We start from the raw sequence: 20,480 nt of genomic DNA, 5'->3' as shown, positions 1-20,480 counted from the left end.
ATTACAGTTTCTGATTGTTCGCCAGCTTGAGATCCATCAGCGAAACATGTTCGTTGCGGTATCTCGCATTGGGATTTTTTTCCGTTCCATCAGGGAATGAACCGTCTTCCGACTTGCGGAACTGTATCGCTTTCTGCGGACAGTTCTGTATGCAGGCGAAACAGAACTCACAATCACCGGACATCTTGACCCCTCTCGATGTCAGTTCATAGTTACTGCGGGGACACACGTATGTACATATACCGCAATCGATGCAGGCATCCGTCACAGTAAAGCATTTATCGCTTTTCATCAAAAAAACCACTTCAGGGTCGAGACCGCTTCGCTGCATGAAACCCTGATGTTGTTGACGTTCTTCTTCTGTCACCGGTTCGTGCCAACGCCGCTGTCCGTTAATATCCGTCGTTATCTTCTGCAAATTCTCCGGAATGTGCTTGTCCATCTTGATTTGCTCGTTCATGTCGAAATTAGGCAGCCAGTTATCCACCATGATAAGCGTATTGATGTAATCGAACTTGTTGCCTGCATTTTGAGATATGCGGTCCCAGATTTCCACTGCGTCACATTTCCTTGCACCATAAGTCAGGACGGCAAACTTATATCCCGCTTTCAGACGTGCTTTTTTGATAAATTCCCGGACCATATTGGGAGGCATATGACCGTAAATAGGATACACAATGCCGATCTCGTCCGCTTCGAAGTCATACTTTCCTCGCTTTACCATCTGTGGAATGCTAAGCAGCTCCCCATTCTCTCCGCCCAACTGACGGGCCACATATAGACAGTTGCCTGTTCCTGTAAAATAAAGGATAATGCGCTTATTCCTTTTCTCCTCGCACGATGTCAGCGAGAGCAGACCCGAAGAAGCGACAGCACCGCTGATTACAGCTGCACTCATGCGCTTCAAAGCATCCCGACGGCTGATTTTATTGTCCGTACTCATATCTTTCATATTCGATAATTATTGTAATTTATTGTCTGTTGCAAAGATAGATGATGCCTCCAAGAGCGGCCTTACAGAAATTTCCGCTTATCCTATAATTTTTACGGATATTGCGGCATGAAGGAATGTTGCCTTATGACTTTATTTTAAGTTCTTTTTTTGACGGACTATGGGTCACGATAATGGCTCCGGCTATGACCAACAAAAATGCGATAGGCTTTTCCCAACTGAACGTATCCTGCCCGATACATACGGAAGTTATGGCGGCTACAATCGGTTGCAGGTTCATGTAAATGCTGACTGTCGTTGCACGCAAGCGTTTAAGGGCAAAGGGAATCAGAAAATAAGCTATAGCAGTCGAACCAATCAATACATATCCCAGCATACCGAGAGCTTCATAAGACACTCCCGATTGGAAAACCGGCTGGGAAAACAAATCCGTAATACCAAAAGGTAATACCATCAGCGACGTGAACAAGAATAGCCATTTCATCAGCACCATTGGCGAATATCGTTGCGATACCGACCTCGTGATAATCAGATAAATGGCGTATGCCGTATTGGCTGCCACCGACATGATTATACCTGTGACATTTCCACGTCCCATATCCATTTGCAATATAAGTAAGGCTGTACCGCTTATTCCCAATGCCACTCCCGCTATCTTCATACCGCTTACCGGCTCCTTGAGAAACAGGGCGGCAAGCAACATGACGATTACGGGACTCATTGCGGTTATCAGGGAATAATAGACAGGTGTTATATGCTGCAAACTTGTCGCAAACAGATATTGTGATACTATGAAACCGAAAAAACCGCCTGCCGCTATTATGAACAGGTCTTTGGTGGCAATCTTTTCCTTGGGGATAAAGAAACCGGTTAGCCAAAACACGGCTGCTGCAAACAGCACCCGTGTCAAAGTAAATCCAAGCGGTGTCATCCAGCCGGACAGGAGTATTTTCGTAATGGGCATACTCAGTCCGAAAATGACATTGGCGGCTAATGCCGCCAAATGCCCGGCATATTTCTTATTATCTATTATTTCCATCCGCTGTCAGAATAGTCTATTGTATATTGGACCGGACAATATCATTCAAAGAGATGTGCGGATGCTGGTACCTGGCATTAGGATTTGCCTCACCGTTTTTCAGCACGATAGCCTTTTGTGGACAGTTCTGTATGCATGCAAGGCAATACTCGCAGTCGCCGGAATGTTTTACGCCGTTTCCGGAAAGGATATAATTCTTCCTTGGACATACACGGGTGCAAACACCGCAACCGATGCAGTTGTCCTTGACTTCAAATATATCCTCACTGTTCACAGGGAAAAGCACGGGTATGCGGTTCAATACTTCCTCACAACGTTTCCGTTCCTCCTCGCTCAATTCCGGGATATGGTTCTTTTCTTTAAGCACATCAGTTACCGCCTGACGAAATTGTTCATTTTCCTGCTTATCGATTTTCATTTCCTCGTTCATGTCAAAGACAGGAAGCCAGTTGTCCACCATCAGTATCGTGGTGATGTAATTGAAATGTACGCCGTGTTGCAAGGCAAACTTATTCCAGCTTTCCACTATGTTGCAGTCCCAATGTCCGTATGTAATGATGGAAAACAGATATGGAGCTTTCAATGTGGCTTTTTGCAGGAAACGTTTCACTATCTCCGGTGCCATTGCACGGTAATCGGGAAATACAAGTCCGATTTCATCCGCTTCAAACACAAGTTCGTTTTCTTTCATCACTTGTGGAATACTCAGCGGTGTTTCACTGAATTGTCTGGCAGCATACAGGCTGTTCCCGGTAGCGGTAAAATAGAAGACAATTCGTTTTTTCCCATTTTCAGTACAGGATGTCAGACAGGATAGCCCTCCCATAGATGCGAGTGCCATTCCTGCTACGGAAGCACCCATGTATTTCAGGGCACCTCTCTGTGTCATTTTCTTGTCATCGATCATAGTCAGTCTGTTACTTTATAAATATCAAGCAATTTTTCCATCTGAGGGATGGACATTCTGATAAAACGCTCTTCCTTATTGATGGAACGCATTCTCACCATTTCTTCATCGCTCAGTTCAAAGTCGAAAACAGAGATGTTTTCCTTTATATAGTCAGGATTCGTAGCTCCCGGTATAGCGGAAAGCCCCTCCTGAATATGCCAGCGAAGGATGATTTGTGCCGGAGTCTTGCCATGTGCATCCGCTATCTCCTTGATGACCGGATCACGGAAAAGAAGCCCGTTGCTTGCCGCGCCTCCTAACGGATACCAGCACTCTACGGCAATCCCTTGTTCTTTTGCCTTTTCCCGTATATCCAGACGTTGGGCGTATGGATGACATTCGATTTGCAAAACAGCGGGCTTGATGGTAGAGTTCTTCATGATTGTATCCCACACCTCGTCATTGACATCGAAATTACTGATGCCGAGCGTGCGTACTTTTCCATCTCTTACGGCTTTTTCCATGTCCTTCCATGCACCCACAAAGTCACCTACGGGATGGTGCACATAAAGCAGGTCTATATAGTCAAGCTGCATTCGTTCCAGCATCTTGTCGATAGCTTTCATTGTCACACCTTCACCGTATTCGGTTGGCCACAACTTGCTTGTAATCCATATTTCCTCGCGCGGTATGCCGCTCTCCTTAACGGCTTCCCCTACACCTTGCTCGTCGAAGTAGGCATGTGCCGTATCGATATGACGATAACCGCTCTTCAATGCAGTCAGAACAGCCTGTTTACATTCGGCATTGGAAGGAATGCCAAATGTTCCGAGTCCGAATTGCGGCATCTGCGTGCCATTGTTTAACCGTATAAGAGGGACACCGGCCACCGATTGGATATTCTGGGCCGTAACAGTAGTGCCGGCAAGCAGGCCTACGCATGAAAACAATGCGACAAAAATTTTCTTTATTTCCATAATGCTGATTTTTAATTGTTTTTATAGTTATGTCATCTAATTCACATGAAACGAAAGGAAACTGAGAATGTAGTCTGTAGCCCTTTGCCTATTGTTTCCGCTAAATCCATGTCCGGAGCCGGGCATAGTTTCCAATGTGGCAGACGGATAGGCTTGGACGGCGCGTTCCGAATAGGATATGGGAACAATGCCATCCCTGTCGCCGTGAATAATCAAGACATCTTTGGTATAAGGCGTAATGACTGGATAAGTGTCGAAATCGAACAGCCGTTCATAATAGGCTCGTCCTATAGTCATTCCCATCAGATTGACCGTTTCCGGCACATCATCCAAGGAATCAAACCGCCTGCGGGCATCATCGGCAATACAAAAAGCCGGGTAAAGCAGCATCAGGCCTTTTATATCATCCGCATGGGCCGCCGCTGTCATGGCCGAGACCATACCCCCTTGGCTGGCACCGAGCAAGAACAAGTTATTCGTATCCACATAATCAAGTTGTCTGATGGCAGCTATCACTGCTTCCAGGTCACTCTGTTCCGTGAAGATGGACATTTCGGTCGTTTGGCCATCGCTACGACTTGCGGAGGAACCACCGCAAAAGTCGAAACAATAGCATACATATCCACGTTCTGCCAAAGCGCGTGCATAAGAAGTTCCCGTTGCGTTCGTTCCGCCAAAGCCGTGCGAATAGATAACCGTTGGCTGTTTCCCGGTCTTTTCTTCGGGAAGATACACAACGCCGTAAATGAATTTGCCGTCATTGTTGCAAGACAATTCCTGTGTACGGATATTATAGCGAATATCGGTATCCTCCGTTTCCACTTGGTCCTGAATTTCTTCCGTATTCGAACTACAAGCCGTTTGGCTGTTCAGTATAGCAACTGATATTAGCATGAAAATCAAATGTATCCTCATATTGTCCTGATTTTGAATATTACTGCTGCAAAGGTAAAGGAGGTGCACCAAAGCATACGTACAAAAAATACAGACTATAATGTAATTTTTATGGTAAATCGAATCGTTACAAAAAAATCATCTCTCCGGATTTATGGAGAGATTGATATAAATCTTAACACTGTGTTTCTTGAAAAATTATTCGATAATATGAATGTTTCGTAACCAATTTTCCACGCCTCCATTACCGGGATAAGTTCTTAGATGCAGAGATTGCGGAGTGACTTCGTAAATCTTGTCAATGGACTGTTGGAGATAGGTCGTAGCACCGTATGTAAAGAACGGAACGATGATTTTACCATTCAGATTGTAACTTTCAAGAAATGTACATACGACCATAGCCGGATTGTGCCACCAAATAGGTGAACCGATGAAAATCACGTCGTAGTCCTCCACATTGTCCGGTAAGGTTGCCACAGCAGGACGCCGATCATTGTATGATTCGTCCTGAATACGGTCGCTGTCATCGTATGGATTTTCCGCGTATGGTTCAGCAGCCTCGATGCGATAAACATCGGCGCCGGTAAGCTCAACGATGCGTTCGGCAACACGCTGAGTAGTTCCGGTTGCGGAAAAATAGGCGACAAGGATTTTACTGTTGCCTGACGGTCTGTCGGGCGTTTCCGGTTCTTCTCCATCCTCATTCCCCGGTTCTTCGGGATTTGCCGGTTCTTCGGTATCCGGTGTCGGGTCATCCTGCTCCGAGCAGGCAGCCATCGTTGTCAATGAGAAAAATAAAAGTGGGATGATAAACAACTTTTTCATATTCTTTCAATTTTATGATTACTAATTATATGATTTACACTCGTTCTTTCAGAATTTCGAAAATCTCATCTCGGGAAAACTGACGGCAGCAACCGGGCATGATGATACTGGTGCTGGCTGCGGCACGGAGCACAGTCTCGTCTGTGCTACCCATCTCGCTCCAGTGCGTGGGAAGCCCGATTTCACGGATAAATGCCTCAAGGGTCTCGATACCCCGCATGGCAGTCTCTTCGGGCGTCGTTCCCTTCACTCTCCATACGGTTTCAGCCATACGTGCCAGTTTTTCTTTTCCGCTGTCCAACAGATGACGGTAGAGAGCCGGATGAATCACGGCCAGTCCTTGTCCGTGATTACAGTCGGTGTAAGCACCTACGGCATGTTCTATCATGTGACATTGGAAATCCGTCTGCTTGCCGAGTTTGAGCATGCCGTTCTCTGCAATCGCCGAAGCCCACATCAGTTCGCCGCGTGCGAAATCATCATCGGGATTCTTAATGAGACTGCGCAGATTCTTTATCACGTTTCGCATAATCGCCTCGTTGATTTCGTCCGACAGGTTGGTTTCTTGCGGCCTTCCCATATAGGTTTCCATACAATGGCTTAACGTATCGAATGCACCGCTGATGACCTGTTTCATAGGAAGCGTCTTTGTCAAATCGCTGTCTAACACGGCAAACGAATAATACGCTCCGAAAAGAGCCTGCTTCAGTTTCTTTTCTTCGTGGGTAATCACTGCTCCGTTATTCTGCTCCGCACCCGTACCGGAGGCTGTCACCACCGCCCCCATCGGTACAAACTCTTTTGCGTACAGGTGTTTGGCATATTGCATATCCCAAATATCCTCTTCAAGTTTAGCTTGGGCGGAAACAATCTTGCAGCAGTCCAGTACCGAGCCGCCTCCCGCCGCAAGGATAAAGTCAATCTTGTGCTTTCTGACAAGAGCGGCACCTTCCTGTACTTTATTATAGGTCGGATTGGGCATGATTCCGCCGAAATCCGTTACCTGCTTGCCTGCCTCTTCCAACCACGTTCGCAGTTTTTCATAAAGCCCCGTGCGTTTCAGCGAGCCGCCGCCGTAAGCCAGCAGTACATTGCGGCCTATCGTCTTCAATTCTTTCTTAATCGCTTCTTCAGCGCATCCTTTGCCAAAATATTGTTTGACCGGATATTGATAAACAAAACTGTCCATATCGTTCTGAATATTACACTTGTATTCATTTTGAGATTACATCGCAAAATTACGAAGCATCAGACAGTACGTTGTTATCTAAAATACGGCTTGAAATATAACTTTTACGGATAATGACGCTCTCCGTGAAATGACTCTAAAGCACTATCGGATAGAATGCTGATATAAAAGTAAACCCGACTCGAAAACCGAATCGGGTAACATATATGTGAACTGGATAAAACTGCCGCGTCAGTTTCCGGACATGATACGGGTCAGGAAGACATCGAATCGTTCAATCCACACATCGGCACTTCCACCGGTGCCGTAGCCGTGAGGATAGTCTTCGAGAACATATATTTCCACCCCGTGTCCTGCTTCGCATAAGGCTTCGGCATTCCGGCGACAAAGTCCGTCGAGACTGTCACGGCTTCCCCAACAGTAAAATGCCGGAGGAAGGCTGGCGGCACGCAGCGTTTCCACATCGTTCATAGGAAGACTCATCTGCCCGTAGAAAGAATAAATCATGCTGATGGCACAGGCCGAAACCGGGGTCTCGTCAAGAGCGTCGGGCCGGTATGTCCTGTCCAGAGTCGTACCGTTTTTCAATCCTTGCCAATGGAGCAACACCTCTCCGCAAAGCAGACCGCCTGCCGAAAAACCGGCAAGAGCGACACATTTCGCATCGATACAATATGCTGACGCATGGGCACGCACGTAACGGATAGCCCTCCCCAAATCCGCCGTACTCTCCTGCATGGTATAAGGTGAGATACGATAATTCACCACAAAACATTGATAGCCCATCGAGACCAGCATTTCAGCCACGCTATATCCCTCCACGCGCACGCCACGGAACAGAAACGCTCCGCCCGGACAGATGATGACAGCACCCTTGGGTATCACGTTGTCGGGAACGGTAAAAACTCGCATGTTCGGTATAAAGTCCGGACCATCGGAATTGACGGCATTTTGTGTAATCGTCGGGACATTCCCTCTATACCACAAATTAACTGTACCCCGCATCGGTGCAGGGCCATCGACCGACGGATCGGCAGCGGAACCATTATCTGCATATCTGCCGGAATCATCTGCGTTCAATTCATTCCATTGCTCGTTGATAAGATTGATCCATGTCTGCAACTCAACTTCCGAACTTGCAACATCCCTAATGCCCAATCCCGTCAAGTGTTTGGCTTCGGGAGTCAAATCTACGATATTCTGCAATGCCTCGTCACGGCGGGAGGATACATAAGTACAGAACGGGACAAGCGTTTTACCCGTGAGGGCAAAACGCTTGACAAAGGCCGATATATTCGTGCAGCCCGCCTCATCTTCCGCAGAGCAGCCGATGAATACGACCTCATAATCATTCAGGTCTTCAGTCCTGTCTGAAATGTGGTAAAGCAAGTCTCCCTTTGTAATGTACCCGATTTCCTCTGCCATGTGCCGTATGGCATCTTCCTGTGAGAGACAAGCAACCAGTACATTTCTGCTATCGAAATATCTACCTCCCATATTCTATATCAGATGTCAATCATATTATAAACTTGTAAAACACTCCCGGTTAAAAATGCTCTGCAATAATAGGATATTTTTCATTATCCCGACTGTTTTAGACACTATTTTTAATCTTTCATCTGAATTTTCAAATAAGTACGCTCCTTTTCCTCCAGCGATACATTGAAAAACCGTTTGTTTTTGTTCAGAGAACGCATAGTCCGCATCTCATCCTCGTTCAGCTCAAAGTCGAATATCTGGATGTTCTCCTTGATATAGTCGGGATTAGATGCACCGGGAATAACAGAAAATCCTTCCTGTATATGCCCGCGCAAGATAACTTGTGCCGCAGTTTTCCCATGTGCGTCAGCTATTTCCCGTATGGTGGGATCTTGCAGTAAAGCCCCGTTGCTCATCGCCCCGCCCAAAGGAAACCAACTGGTAATATGGATGCCATAAGGTTTTACCTTTTCACGGACATCCGGTCTTTGGGCATACGGATGACATTCGATTTGAAGTACGGCAGGTTTCACACGCGAAGAGTCCATAATCGTGCGGAAAACTTCATCACTTGCATCGAAATTACTGATACCAAGCGCACGTACCTTGCCCATAGCGACGGCCTTTTCCATGTCGCGCCACGCACCCACGAAATCACCAACCGGCTGATGGACGTACAACAGGTCGATATAATCCAACTGCATACGCTCTAACATCTTATCGATAGCCTCCATTGTTTTGCCTTCACCGTATTCGGTCGGCCAAAGTTTCGACGTAATCCAGATTTCCTCTCGTGGAACACCGCTTGCTTTCACGGCACGACCGACGCCGGCTTCATCGTTATAAGCATGAGCGGTATCAAAGTGCCTGTATCCGGCCTTCAACGCCGTAAGGCACGACTGCTCACATACTGCATCGGAAGGTTGCAGGAAAGTTCCCAATCCGAACTGGGGCATCAGAACACCGTTGTTGAGTTGCACCATCGGAACATTGGCTGCCGTCTTATAAATATCCTGTGCGGAAACAGAGGCGCAAGCCATCAAGGCTGTACACACAAACATTGCTATAAACTTCTTCTTCATATTACTTATACGTTTCTTTATGGTTTCACAATGCAAAATTAGTGGGACTTATCCATAACGGATTTACAAGAAATACGGCTTGAATTATAATTATTCCGGTTTCTGTATCGGAACAAAGATTCCGAATCGCATCTATCTGTAAAAAGGACAACCCGAACCGTAGTTTGTATAACAATATCTTGTGGCAAAGCGCATAACTTTGCATCCGGAATAATCAATCGTAATAAAAATATGAATACAGTAAAATTGAACAACGGCGTCGAAATGCCCCAGATAGGCTACGGCGTCTATCAGGTATCGCCCGCCGAGTGCGAGCGTTGCGTCGTAGATGCGCTGAGCGTGGGCTATCGCATGATTGACACAGCGCAGGCATACCACAATGAGGAGGGTGTGGGTAATGCCGTGCGCCGTAGCGGCATCAACCGCAAAGAGATTTTCCTCGTGTCGAAAGTCTTGATTTCAAACTACGGTTACGAAAAGGCAAAAGCTTCCATCAACGAGAGTCTGCGCAAGTTGCAGACCGACTACATCGACCTGATGCTGCTGCATCAGCCTTTCTGTGACCGCTACGGCGCGTACCGCGCACTGGAAGAGGCGTATAAAGAAGGGAAACTCCGTGCCATCGGTGTCTCGAACTTCTATCCCGACCATTTCATCGACATCGCCAGCAACATGGAAATTGCTCCGGCAGTCAATCAAGTGGAAACGCACGTCTTCGACCAGCAAATCGAACCGCAGAAAATCATGGAGGAGTTCGGCACACGCATCATGTCCTGGGGACCGCTGGCAGAGGGACGCAACGGCTTCTTTACGAATCCGGTTCTTGCCGGAATCGGTCACAAATACGGCAAAAGCGTGGCGCAGGTCGCCCTGCGTTGGCTCATTCAGCGCGGCGTCATCATTATCCCCAAATCGACCCACATAGAGCGGATGCAGCAGAATATAGACATATTCGATTTCGCACTCTCCGATGAGGATATGGCCGCCATCGCCACGCTCGACACGGGCCGTAGCCTCTTCTTCGACCATCACGACGCCGAAACCGCCCGTATGTTCATGGGATGGAGGTAAAGAGTACAGAAATTAAATGAGGAAGCAGACTGTAGTTATTCAATAATGATTTGGCTGCCTACAAAAATATTGACCACCCCAAACTGTTTTTATAGCGTTTGGTGGTCAATATGGTTTATTGCCATTATAATCACTTTACTTTGTTTTTTTCCTATACGTACCCGGATTAAAGTAAACCTAATTCTGATTGTGACCTGAATATGTGTGGATGTGAACACATTCTCTTCTATATCTCTAATTTGATTAATCGAACAATCCGTTTACCAAATTGACGGCATCGTCCTTTTTCTGATTGATGATTTTGGCGTACACCTGCGTCATCTTCACATCGGCATGCCCGAGCAGCTTTGAGGTAGTATAGAGATCTGCACCGAGCGTCAGCATCATCGTTTCAAAAGTATATACAGAAAGGTAATTATTAGCAATAAGACGTAAAGCGCAGATAATCATGTATGTTTGTCGTTTGTAGTCGTTAGCTGTCCACCCTTGAAAAAGAAAAAAAGAGCGTATTCAGGTAGTAGTTCCGTTGCTTATCCGTTACCCTTTTTAGAGGTCGGCAACAGGCAGAAAAACAAGGAATTAGGAGGGACTTCTGTAAATCGGCTCGTTTTTCTCTTTTCGCTGTCCTTATTAGACCTTTGAGCGGTCTATTTGTCAGTGGCTCGCATCATTTCAAATAACTCTGTTGGAAGTAATTTTATCAACTTAAAAAACAGAGATATGAAAACAGGTTTGAAAGTACATTTCTATTTAAGAAAGACCAGTGAAAAGAAAAACGGTGAGTGCCCCGTTATAGGGAAAATCACCATCGGAAAAGATGTTGCGCAGTTCAGCGCAAAAGTTACCGCCAAAGCATCCCTTTGGGATATTGTTTCGGGCAGGGTAACAGGCAAGAGCAAACACGCCACCGAAATAAACGCCATACTGGATAAAATCAATGTAGCGGTAAACACCAGTTACCGCAAATTACAAGAAATAAAAAATACTATCACCGCAAGCGAGGTAAAGAACGCATTTCAAGGCATCGCATCCGGGCAGGAAACACTAATCAGCTACTTTGCACGCCACAATGAAGATTTTAAGAAACGTGTAGGCGTGAACCGTGAGTTATCCACACAGGTACAGTATGAAAATTCCCTGAACCATCTTAAACGGTTTATGTCGTTAAAATACAAGTTATCGGATATTCCATTTACACAGCTTGATTTCTCTTTCATCGAGAAATACGATTTTTATCTGCGTGTGGAATTGAAATTAAAACCCAACACGATATTGGGCATCATGCGCCATTTGCGTAAAATGATAAAACTTGCCATTGGCGAGGGTATTATAACCCGTGACCCGTTCGAGGGCTATTCACCCGAAAGACCGAAAGCTGAACAGAAATATCTGACCCGTGACGAATTGCATAAGATAATAACCACGCCTTTAGACCATCCATGCAGGTACTTAACCCGTGATATGTTCCTGTTTTCTGTTTTTACCGGACTGGCGTACAGGGATATTTGCAACCTTACAGAAAAGAATATTGTCAGGGCTTCCGATGGCGTGTTATGGATAGAAACCACCCGGCAGAAAACCGGAACGCCTTGTGAAATCCCCCTGATGGAAATCCCCCTGCAAATACTTGATAAATACAAGGGTTTAGCCCCTGACGGAAAACTGTTGCCAATGCAAAGTTGCGGCAGGTTGAACAAGAACCTGAAAGTTATCGCCAAGTTATGCGGACTGAAACGAAAACTCATCTTCCATGCCGGAAGACATACTTACGCATCGGAAATTTGCCTGTCGCAAGGTGTACCGATAGAAACCGTAAGCCGTATGTTAGGACACAGGGACTTGCGTTCCACGCAGATATACGCAAAAATCAGCAATAATAAAATATCAGAGGACACCGACAAACTGGAAGAACGGATAAAGGATAAATTCCGGTTAGTTGGTGTAGAGCAATAAATAAATCATTTTAAATTACTATCAATATGGAAAAGAATACAAAAGCCAAAAGAAGCACCTTTGCAATCTTGTTTTATCTCAATACGTCCAAACGTAGAAAAGACGGTACTTGCCCGATAGTTGGACGTATAACGGTAGATGCAAATTCCGTACAGTTCAGCACGAAAATTAATCTTTCTTCCCCTGATTGGGACGCAAAGAAAGGACGGGCGAAAAAAGAAAGAAAGGAACTTTCCGGGATAAACCGGACACTTGACCGTTTGGAAAAGCAGGTTAAAGCCCACTATTCCCGGATAGTGGAAACAGAGGGGTATGTAACAGCCGAAAGGGTAAAGAACGCCCTGAACGGTGTAGGTGAAAAGGCATCCAGCCTGTTACAGCTATTCCGGGAACATAACACCGAATTTGAAAAGCGTGTGGGCGTGAACCGGGTTTATGATACTTATTATTCCTATTTGCTGACATACAAGCATCTTTCAACCTTTATCCGCATGAAATACAATTCGGAAGACGTGCCGTTAATCAGCCTGACACATAAGTTTATAAATGATTTTGATTTCTATTTGAGGGTGGAAAAGCGGATGCAGGCAAGCACCGTTTTAAGCCGCATGATTTTACTAAAGAAGATAATTACACGTGCCATCAATCAGGGGACACTAAAACGCAATCCGTTTATGAACTATGTGGCGGAACAGCCTTTGAAAAAATACAGGCATCTGACGGAAGAGGAATTTCAAAAGCTGCTCACCACTCCGATAGCGAACAAAAGATATTACCGTACAAGGGACTGGTTTGTCTTTTCGTCTTTTACGGGTCTGTCCTATGTGGATATGTGCGCCTTGTCGGTGGAGAACCTGACAACGGAACAGGACGGCAGCACATGGATAAAGATACCACGCCAAAAGACGGGGACGGTATGCAGTATCAAATTGTTAAGCATCCCCCTCATGATTATAGAAAAGTACAAGGATGAAAGGAAAACGGATAAAGTTTTCAATATGATAAATCTTTCTTGTATATGCACCAATCTGAAAGAGGTAGCCCGATTATGCGGTATAGACCGGAATTTAACCTATCACATGGCACGTCATACTTATGCCACCCAAACGTGTATCTCTCAGGGAGTTCCGATAGAAACGCTCTCCAAGCTCATGGGACACTGTTCTATTCAAACGACACAGTTATATGCCAAAATCACCAATCAGAAAGTAAACGAGGACATGAAAAAACTCTTTACCAAAGTAAACGGTAAATACCAAGTCCTTGAAAGTGATATTACTTCGGACATAGCACATAAGAAATTTTCTCAATGGCTGAAAGTAAAGCAGATATTTCCCGAAAAGAAATAAGATACAGGTTAAAGAAGATAGGCAGAACCTATCTTCTTTTTAATTCATCCCTGCAACCTTGATTAGTTGCATTATCTCCGACAATGTGCCTTTAGGCTTGATTGTACCGTTCAGGAAACCGCCCAATTCCTCACTAAGTGTCTGACTGTCATAAACCGTAGTAATCGAGCCACTGAAAGAAAAATCCTTTTTCCATTCTTCATTCAATAGTTGTTGCAGAGTATCAACAAATTTATCAGCCATTTCACGCCTTTTAAAAACAAGGTTTGTCAGTTGTTTTTCCTTGTAATAAATAGTCAGTACGGCAACCGTATTTTCATTTTCGCTTAAATCTTCCATATTGGTATCATTTTAAAAGTTAAATTTCTACGAAGATAGGAAAATGCAAGCAATTACTATCCGGCTTTCGTACTTTTTCCAAATCTGAATAAAACATTAACAAAGGTAAGCTCCGTATTCCGTCCGTTCAAGTCCAAGCCCTACGGGTTTAACTAAAAATCTCCACACCTGCGCTGCGCTTCGGGTTGTATTTTTAGTTAAAGACTTGCACAGACGAAATACTACACTGATAAAGTTAATGTTCTTAGTCAGTTTCGGAAAAAAATGTGTTTTTAAGAATGGTAGGCTATTCCTGCCGCTTTTTATTATAGTAGGTCTGCAAAAGCCGTTCTATATCACTTTGACGGTAGATTATTTTGCCTTTTATCTGAATGTATGGGATAACGCCCGTATCTCTCCATTCTTGCAGCGTGCGGATGCTTACTTTCAGCCATTTGGCTGCATCCCTGTTACTTAGAAACTTTTCACCGTTCAAATGCGGTCTGTTTTCCTTTGCCAGTTTACCGATACCATCTAACATTCTTTCCATAGACTGAAAGAAATCCTTAATTATCTCACTATTGCCGTTTATCAGTTCCATATTGTCATATCGTTTTATTGATTCATAATTGATTTGAATGATTGACATATATCACCTGTCAGTTACGCAAATACTCGCCATAATAAGAAATGGAAAGGCAGTCTTTTACCTTGTCATAGCCGATATAAAGCCGTTTAAAGGTTGAAACGATGAAGTAACGGCTATCTTCCTTTTGTATCTCGTAAGTGGCAGGTTGCGCCTGTCCGTTATCCGATACATGGAGCATCGAAAGGAGATACTTTTTCTTGCTTTGGTATATCATCACCGTAGGATGAAGATTTAAACTTTCCCATGTACCGACAATAGCCGGTAGGGTGAAAGATTGCTTTGCTTCTGAATTGACATCTTGTTTTCTTTTCATGAGGCGATACTTATTTGTTGGTTGGTATATAGTTGTTTTTCTTTCCTGAAACATGATTTACTGTACATTCTGCAACCAGTCTTTCAATATCGGCAGATTTATAGTACAGCTTATTCCCGATTTGGGAGTAGCCCAGTTTACCGCTGTCCCGGTAGTTCTGCAAACTTCGGATGCTGATACCGAGCAGGGCGCACACTTCACGACCTGACAACCATTTCTCCGGCTGGTGGGTATTCTCTTTGCAAATCCGTTCCACCTGACTGACGAAACCGGAGAACCGCCCGCACATCTGTTTAAAGGTCTGTTCCTCAATAGTTATGATATTCATACGTCTTTCTCTTTTGGCTCGTTGAATATTCCTTTCTGCATTTCTTTCCGGTAGAGAGCCGAAAGGACATCATTGTGTGTACTTAAATGTTCTTCCAGTACGTTATCAATAAAATTTCCGATACTTACCTGTTTGCCCGTAATCACTCCTACAATCTGCGTAATACGTTTCTGTATCTCTCCACTTATGTACACGCTTTGACGGTTACAAACCGACCGTTTTTTGAGGAACACCGATTTATAGCTTTCCTGTTCCTTACTTCCTGTTTCCTGTAATGATTGTTTTTCTTTTTCCATGCTTTCAAATTCTAATGGTTTATAAATAAGTTGATTGATTTCTGATACTGATTGAAAGGGAACAAGCCAATTTTATAGCAGTATTGCTATATTTCTAAACGGTTTTTAAACAAGGTTTAAAGTCATATTCAAACCTTGTTTGAATACCTTATATATTGCCACCATTCAATCAATTTTTAGCAAAGAAAAGAGGAAAAACAGATGCTTTTAAAAATGGGGGTACTTTGTCCGTCTGTGTTCCAATTTGGCGTAACGGGGCATATTTCAGGGGTAAACCGCTGTCTGTAATTTTGTAACCAATAAACAGACATAGGAGGAAGCCGAACCGCTTGCTTTGGCAATCTGACCATAGGGAAGATTTTTATGTTCATTAGAACATAGCAAGTTGTGTTTTGAGGCCCGCACTTCATTTTTTGTGCCTCAAAACCTTGCCACCTTTTCAGGTGGTTGGTTTTACTCCGAAGTCGTAAAACCAGTAAATAATTATCATTATGGAACAGAAAAAGAAGCCATTTAACAAAGGTGGGCGCAAGCCTAAACTTGACCCACGAACACACCGCTATTCTCTTAATTTGGACGATGTGGAGAACGCCAAGTTCTTAGCCTTTTACGACCAGTCAGGCTACAAGATAAAAGCGCATTTCATTAAGAACTGTATTTTTGGGAAATCGTTTAAGGTGCTTAAAATTGATAAAAGCAAGGTTGATTATTACATTCAACTCTCCCAGTTATTCAGTCAGTTCAGGAGTATCGGCAATAACTATAATCAGGTAGTGAAAGAACTTCATTCCAATTTTGCGGAGAAGAAAGCACTTGCCTTGCTTTACAAACTGGAACAATACACTGTTGAACTGGTAAAGACGAACCAGCAGATTATTGCGCTTACCAAACAGTTTGAAGCATCTTATAAGGAAGAGGGGATAATATCGGCAGAGAAGTAAATACAGACTTGCCATAAGAAAAACATCCCGAAGCTGCCACGTGTACAACTTCGGGATGAATTTCACTCTTACTTATTTGCTCCGTGTTCTTTCTCGAACTTTCGGAGCGTACCCACATCAAACCGTTCCTTTATGAACTCACGCACATCGGAAGCCCGGTAATAGGCTTTTCCGCTAATCATCATAAAGGGCAGCAGTTTCTTGCTTCTCAATCTCTGTAATGTCCGGGTACTGACTTTGAATAGCAGGCATAAATCCTGATTATCCAAAAGTTTGTCATTCGGCATTACTTCGGGGTTGGTCTGCAAACTCTTTACGTCTTTGCCTACTTCTTCCAGTTTATCAAGTAGCTTTTGCATCCAGTCCTTGAACTCGTAATTATCTACATACATATTGCTTCGTTTTTCAGGTTATACATAAATGATTACCAATCGATTGATGAAGCAAAGTTCGGAAAAGGGAAGCAAACAAATTACAGGGTAGCATACGCTACCCCGTATAAATTGATGCTAAACACCTGATTATCTATACCCTTTATTTTCGTGTTCTTTTCGGATAAGGTTTGCCAGTTCATCAAGGAACTCGCTTAACTTGGCAGGCTTTCGTTTGATGACATCCATGTACTTTTGGTGATAATCACCTAATTTAATGTTAAAGAGCCATTCAAAGGCTTTGCCTAAGTCCGTCAGATGAACGGGTTTTCCATTCTGATATGTTACACGTTTGGAAAGAAACAAGCCGCTGACAATTTCCATGACGTTAATAAGGCTTGTCTTGTCTGCTAAATGGAGAGGAGAAAGAAATAGTTTATTTGCGTGTTGCTGGAATTGTTCGGGGTATTTGATGCGCAAATTCACTATGCGTATTTCTGTTTTGATTAGTTCTATTGCTTCATCTATAAGCAACAACAGGGCATTTTTCCCCCTGCTCAAATTGCACACGATGCGATTTGAGCCTGTTTAGTCCAAAGGAAAAATAACGTAGTAACACGCTATAATCCTGTTCATTAATACTGAAATCAGCCAAATGTATTGCCAATTCTTCGATAGCTTCCGCAAATTCAGATGCAGAAACTTTAAGCTGCGAGTATTCCGACAATAGCCGAAAAAATCTCTGTTCTAATAACCTTCTCATATTATATTATTAAAAAATCAGGAAAGATATTTAATGTAATATCAAACCTGATTTTATTTGAAGTTATATTTAAAACTGAATCTTATAACTAAGATTAGGTAATATATTGCTTATATCTACTTTTTCTATAATTTTCGTTTGTTCGTTATACTGATACCCATGTTGCCCGGTATATCCGGTCAGGTTCAGGAGTTGAAGCCCGAACTCGTGGGAGACACGTTTCTTGTTTAGCTTATAACTCACACCTAAATCGACAGTAAATGCAGGTGAGAACTGTTTGCTAAATGCTTGCGTTTCATCATAGATAATATCCTTTTCTGTTAAAGAACTTGCTTCGTCAATAGGTGTATAACGGTCGCCACCCTGATAGGACAAACGAATGTTCGTGTTAAACATGTGTTGGCGTTGCTTTCCCCATATCCATTCCTTACCACCTAAAGCATTGAACAAATATCCCCGGTCAAGCCGTGTATTGCGCCAAATGTTATCACCGCCACGATATTCGGATTTAAAGACAGAACCAGTCAACATATAATAATATCCTTTATTCAGATAACGTTCCAGCGTTATATCTATACCATAATTCCGTTCCTTACCTTTATTCACTAATTGACGGTCTAAGTAGTAAGTATCGTGATTGATAATAGAGAAAGACGTTCCGGGTTCGACAGGTACATTAAACAATGCCTGATAATAAGGCTCTATCTTCAAATGGGTGTTTTCTGAAATGCTTAAATCATAAGCTAACACAAAATGATGTGCTTTAGCAAAATCCAAATCTTTATTCACTTCTTTATTTCCTGTTTGAGAAGTTTTCACATAGTAATAATCCAATTTCTCCCGGCGGCTATGTAATCCGTAAGCTAAAGAAATGGATTGCTTGGGACTAAAGTTCCACTTTAAAGCTAAACGTGGCTCTACCGTCCAGTTTGAATTAAGGGTGAAGAATTGAGCATTCACTCCTACGCTGGCTGTCAATTCGTCTGTCAATTTGAAAATAGAGTTACTGTATGCCGATAGAACCATAGCTTCCCCATTACCTTTGGCAATCTTTTGCATCGGTAGATTTTGCCCGAAATTAGGGGATAAGTTAAAATCCAAATCATATAATAGTCCCGTAACAGTAATGCCTGAACGGTTAGTGTGACGGGCACTATACTTTTTATTAAAGTAGGAATTTAGAACAATGTCTAAATTTGTACTTTTCATATCTACAACAGGCAAATAGTAGGATGAATTTTGCCCAAGTAGTTGTTCCACTTTAGGACGATTATCGGAATAGGTTGCCGCCAATGACGTTTTGAAATAAGCATCTTTATCTAAATTGTACCTATGCGTAATTCCGCCCGCGCCTTTAGCCATCGTTGTTTTAGACTTCTGTCTGTCAGCAAAAGTTTCCCATTCCGAATGATTCTCCAACGCATCATCTTTGTTCATATCCAATAAGCCGATGCCCCAAACAGAAAATGTTCCAGCCTTACGTGTCGGGAAATTCAGCTTGAAAGTAAGGTCTTGATAGCTTATACCTGTGTTATCGGTAAAAGCCCCCATCAATCCGGTTGCGGAATAACGATAATTGAAAATATAAGAACTTCCGTTTTTTCTGCTAATAGGGCCTTCAGAAGCAAAATCCAATCCCAAAAGCCCTATTTGAATGGCATGCTCATACTTTTCATTATTTCCATTTCTGATAGACATGTCAAATACTCCGGACAAGGCATTATTATACTCCGCCGGAAAAGCCCCATTGAAAAAGTCCGAATTACCCATTACTTGACTGCTCAATCCTGAAAACAAGCCACCGCCCACGCCTGCTACATCGGCAAAGTGAGTAGGATTAGGAATTTCTATGCCTTCCATTTTCCACTGTAAAAATTGAGGTGAGTTACCTCGTACAGCAATAGCATTTGTTCCCGGAGTTCCGGCTACACCGGCAAAAGATGTAGCAAGACGAGCCGGGTCGTCCAATCCGCCAGCAAATCGGTTGGCTTCCTCGACACTTATCATACGCCCACCCGTCAAAGCCATTGCATTAAGCGGACGTTCTTTATTAATTCTTGCACGTACCACAACTTCATCCAACTTTTGGGAGTTTTCAACCAACGCAATATCACAATTTGCTTCTTTGGTAGAAGTAAGCAGGATTTCTTTCATTACGGCAGGCTCATAACCAAGATAAGATGCCTGAATATCATATCTGCCAATAGGAATATTATTGAACCTGAAATACCCCAAGCTGTCGCTTGTCGTTCCTATTTGCGGATGAGTATTTGAAAGAACCACATTGGCGTATGGAATGGAAGAACCGGATGCAGCATCTTTGACAATTCCCTTTATGGTTTGTCGGGGAGTAACGCTTTGGGAAGAATTGGATGGCACAGGAATGATAATAATATGCAGACCATTGATTTTATAAGTGAATCCGGTGTCTTTTAACGCCTTTTCAAGAACTTCTTTGAGTTCTGCCTTTTTGACGCTTATTGTAATCTTCCGTCCGACATCTATTTGAGCTTTACTATAAGCCACCGTGTATTTGCTTTGTGCTTCAATTTGCTCAAAGACTTGTTTAATAGTAATGCCACGCCCCGAAATAGTGAATTTCTCATTTTGGGCATTTGAATGAATAGAGATAGAAAGGAAAATAATCAGGCTGATTATTTTATAGCCCGAACTATTTTGCCTACATTTGAACTTCGATAAAGACATATTTTAATATAATTAAAAAGTTAAATACTATTTTTACATGGAACAAGTTTGACTTTTATGAACCGGGAAGTGGCTTCTAAACAATTTCCGGTTCTT

At 43.4% G+C, this 20,480-nt stretch carries 22 protein-coding genes and 1 pseudogene; 4 read left to right on the top strand and 19 right to left on the bottom strand.

Annotation, left to right across the window (positions count from 1 at the left end):
- Position 1: 1 nt before the first annotated feature.
- The 9 genes from C1721_RS01700 to C1721_RS01655 form a co-directional block, all read right to left on the bottom strand.
- Positions 2–943 carry an EFR1 family ferrodoxin gene (locus tag C1721_RS01700; RefSeq protein ID WP_102409188.1) on the bottom strand — a complete coding sequence of 314 codons (942 nt, stop codon included), beginning with the start codon at positions 941–943 and terminating at the stop codon, positions 2–4.
- Positions 944–1,076: 133 nt separating this feature from the next.
- A complete protein-coding gene (locus C1721_RS01695) occupies positions 1,077–1,991 on the bottom strand; it encodes a DMT family transporter (RefSeq protein ID WP_102406584.1) in 915 nt (304 codons plus the stop codon).
- Between the two features lie 16 nt (positions 1,992–2,007).
- A complete protein-coding gene (locus tag C1721_RS01690; RefSeq protein WP_102406582.1) occupies positions 2,008–2,898 on the bottom strand; it encodes an EFR1 family ferrodoxin in 891 nt (296 codons plus the stop codon).
- A 2-nt stretch (positions 2,899–2,900) separates the two neighbouring features.
- Positions 2,901–3,857, bottom strand: a complete 957-nt coding sequence (locus C1721_RS01685) for an aldo/keto reductase (RefSeq protein WP_102406580.1) — start codon at positions 3,855–3,857, stop codon at positions 2,901–2,903.
- Between the two features lie 36 nt (positions 3,858–3,893).
- Positions 3,894–4,772, bottom strand: coding sequence for an alpha/beta hydrolase family protein (locus C1721_RS01680; protein WP_102406578.1), 879 nt, complete (start codon positions 4,770–4,772; stop codon positions 3,894–3,896).
- A 177-nt stretch (positions 4,773–4,949) separates the two neighbouring features.
- Positions 4,950–5,576: a flavodoxin gene (locus C1721_RS01670; RefSeq protein WP_102406574.1), complete on the bottom strand. Its 627-nt coding sequence runs from the start codon at positions 5,574–5,576 to the stop codon at positions 4,950–4,952.
- A 34-nt stretch (positions 5,577–5,610) separates the two neighbouring features.
- Positions 5,611–6,765, bottom strand: a complete 1,155-nt coding sequence (locus tag C1721_RS01665; RefSeq protein WP_102406572.1) for an iron-containing alcohol dehydrogenase — start codon at positions 6,763–6,765, stop codon at positions 5,611–5,613.
- Between the two features lie 231 nt (positions 6,766–6,996).
- Positions 6,997–8,262, bottom strand: coding sequence for a flavodoxin (locus tag C1721_RS01660; RefSeq protein ID WP_102406570.1), 1,266 nt, complete (start codon positions 8,260–8,262; stop codon positions 6,997–6,999).
- A gap of 110 nt (positions 8,263–8,372) precedes the next feature.
- Entirely contained in the window at positions 8,373–9,326 is a 954-nt protein-coding gene (locus tag C1721_RS01655; RefSeq protein WP_102406568.1) for an aldo/keto reductase, read from the bottom strand.
- Positions 9,327–9,557: 231 nt separating this feature from the next.
- Between C1721_RS01655 and C1721_RS01650 the strand changes: the two genes are divergently transcribed.
- Positions 9,558–10,397 (top strand): aldo/keto reductase, encoded by an 840-nt coding sequence (locus C1721_RS01650; RefSeq protein ID WP_102406566.1) that lies wholly within the window; start codon positions 9,558–9,560, stop codon positions 10,395–10,397.
- Positions 10,398–10,640: 243 nt separating this feature from the next.
- On the opposite strand, the pseudogene C1721_RS01645 reads toward C1721_RS01650, so the two are convergent.
- Positions 10,641–10,799 (bottom strand): annotated as a pseudogene (locus C1721_RS01645) (site-specific integrase); the annotation flags it as partial.
- Between the two features lie 318 nt (positions 10,800–11,117).
- Here C1721_RS01645 and C1721_RS01640 point away from each other — a divergent pair.
- Complete coding sequence (locus C1721_RS01640) at positions 11,118–12,350, top strand: site-specific integrase (RefSeq protein WP_102406564.1); 1,233 nt, start codon at positions 11,118–11,120, stop codon at positions 12,348–12,350.
- A gap of 26 nt (positions 12,351–12,376) precedes the next feature.
- Complete coding sequence (locus C1721_RS01635) at positions 12,377–13,699, top strand: site-specific integrase (RefSeq protein ID WP_102406562.1); 1,323 nt, start codon at positions 12,377–12,379, stop codon at positions 13,697–13,699.
- Between the two features lie 39 nt (positions 13,700–13,738).
- Here the strand turns inward: C1721_RS01635 and C1721_RS01630 are convergent, their stop codons facing one another.
- The 5 genes from C1721_RS01630 to C1721_RS01610 form a co-directional block, all read right to left on the bottom strand.
- Entirely contained in the window at positions 13,739–14,038 is a 300-nt protein-coding gene (locus C1721_RS01630) for a hypothetical protein (protein ID WP_102406560.1), read from the bottom strand.
- Between the two features lie 286 nt (positions 14,039–14,324).
- Positions 14,325–14,618, bottom strand: coding sequence for a helix-turn-helix domain-containing protein (locus C1721_RS01625; RefSeq protein WP_102409187.1), 294 nt, complete (start codon positions 14,616–14,618; stop codon positions 14,325–14,327).
- Positions 14,619–14,676: 58 nt separating this feature from the next.
- Positions 14,677–14,979 carry a DUF3876 domain-containing protein gene (locus C1721_RS01620; protein WP_102406558.1) on the bottom strand — a complete coding sequence of 101 codons (303 nt, stop codon included), beginning with the start codon at positions 14,977–14,979 and terminating at the stop codon, positions 14,677–14,679.
- A 10-nt stretch (positions 14,980–14,989) separates the two neighbouring features.
- Entirely contained in the window at positions 14,990–15,307 is a 318-nt protein-coding gene (locus C1721_RS01615; protein ID WP_102406555.1) for a helix-turn-helix domain-containing protein, read from the bottom strand.
- Positions 15,304–15,603, bottom strand: a complete 300-nt coding sequence (locus C1721_RS01610) for a DUF3408 domain-containing protein (protein ID WP_102406552.1) — start codon at positions 15,601–15,603, stop codon at positions 15,304–15,306. Before C1721_RS01610 ends, C1721_RS01615 begins: the two co-directional genes overlap by 4 nt.
- A 491-nt stretch (positions 15,604–16,094) precedes the next feature.
- Here C1721_RS01610 and mobA point away from each other — a divergent pair, with 491 nt between their 5' ends.
- Positions 16,095–16,544 carry a conjugal transfer protein MobA gene (mobA, locus tag C1721_RS01605; RefSeq protein WP_102406550.1) on the top strand — a complete coding sequence of 150 codons (450 nt, stop codon included), beginning with the start codon at positions 16,095–16,097 and terminating at the stop codon, positions 16,542–16,544.
- Positions 16,545–16,612: 68 nt separating this feature from the next.
- Here the strand turns inward: mobA and C1721_RS01600 are convergent, their stop codons facing one another.
- The 4 genes from C1721_RS01600 to C1721_RS01585 form a co-directional block, all read right to left on the bottom strand.
- Positions 16,613–16,936, bottom strand: coding sequence for a helix-turn-helix domain-containing protein (locus C1721_RS01600; RefSeq protein ID WP_032578136.1), 324 nt, complete (start codon positions 16,934–16,936; stop codon positions 16,613–16,615).
- A 129-nt stretch (positions 16,937–17,065) separates the two neighbouring features.
- A complete protein-coding gene (locus C1721_RS01595) occupies positions 17,066–17,452 on the bottom strand; it encodes an RteC domain-containing protein (RefSeq protein ID WP_102406548.1) in 387 nt (128 codons plus the stop codon).
- Positions 17,436–17,678 (bottom strand): hypothetical protein, encoded by a 243-nt coding sequence (locus tag C1721_RS01590; RefSeq protein WP_102406546.1) that lies wholly within the window; start codon positions 17,676–17,678, stop codon positions 17,436–17,438. The genes C1721_RS01595 and C1721_RS01590 overlap by 17 nt, the downstream gene beginning before the upstream one ends.
- Positions 17,679–17,747: 69 nt before the next feature.
- Entirely contained in the window at positions 17,748–20,384 is a 2,637-nt protein-coding gene (locus C1721_RS01585; RefSeq protein ID WP_102406544.1) for a carboxypeptidase regulatory-like domain-containing protein, read from the bottom strand.
- Positions 20,385–20,480: the final 96 nt, after the last annotated feature.

This window comes from Parabacteroides bouchesdurhonensis (genome assembly GCF_900186615.1).
Lineage (GTDB): Bacteria > Bacteroidota > Bacteroidia > Bacteroidales > Tannerellaceae > Parabacteroides > Parabacteroides bouchesdurhonensis.
Note: the sequence above shows the minus strand (reverse complement) of the source record. Positions and strands in the feature narration are given on the sequence as shown.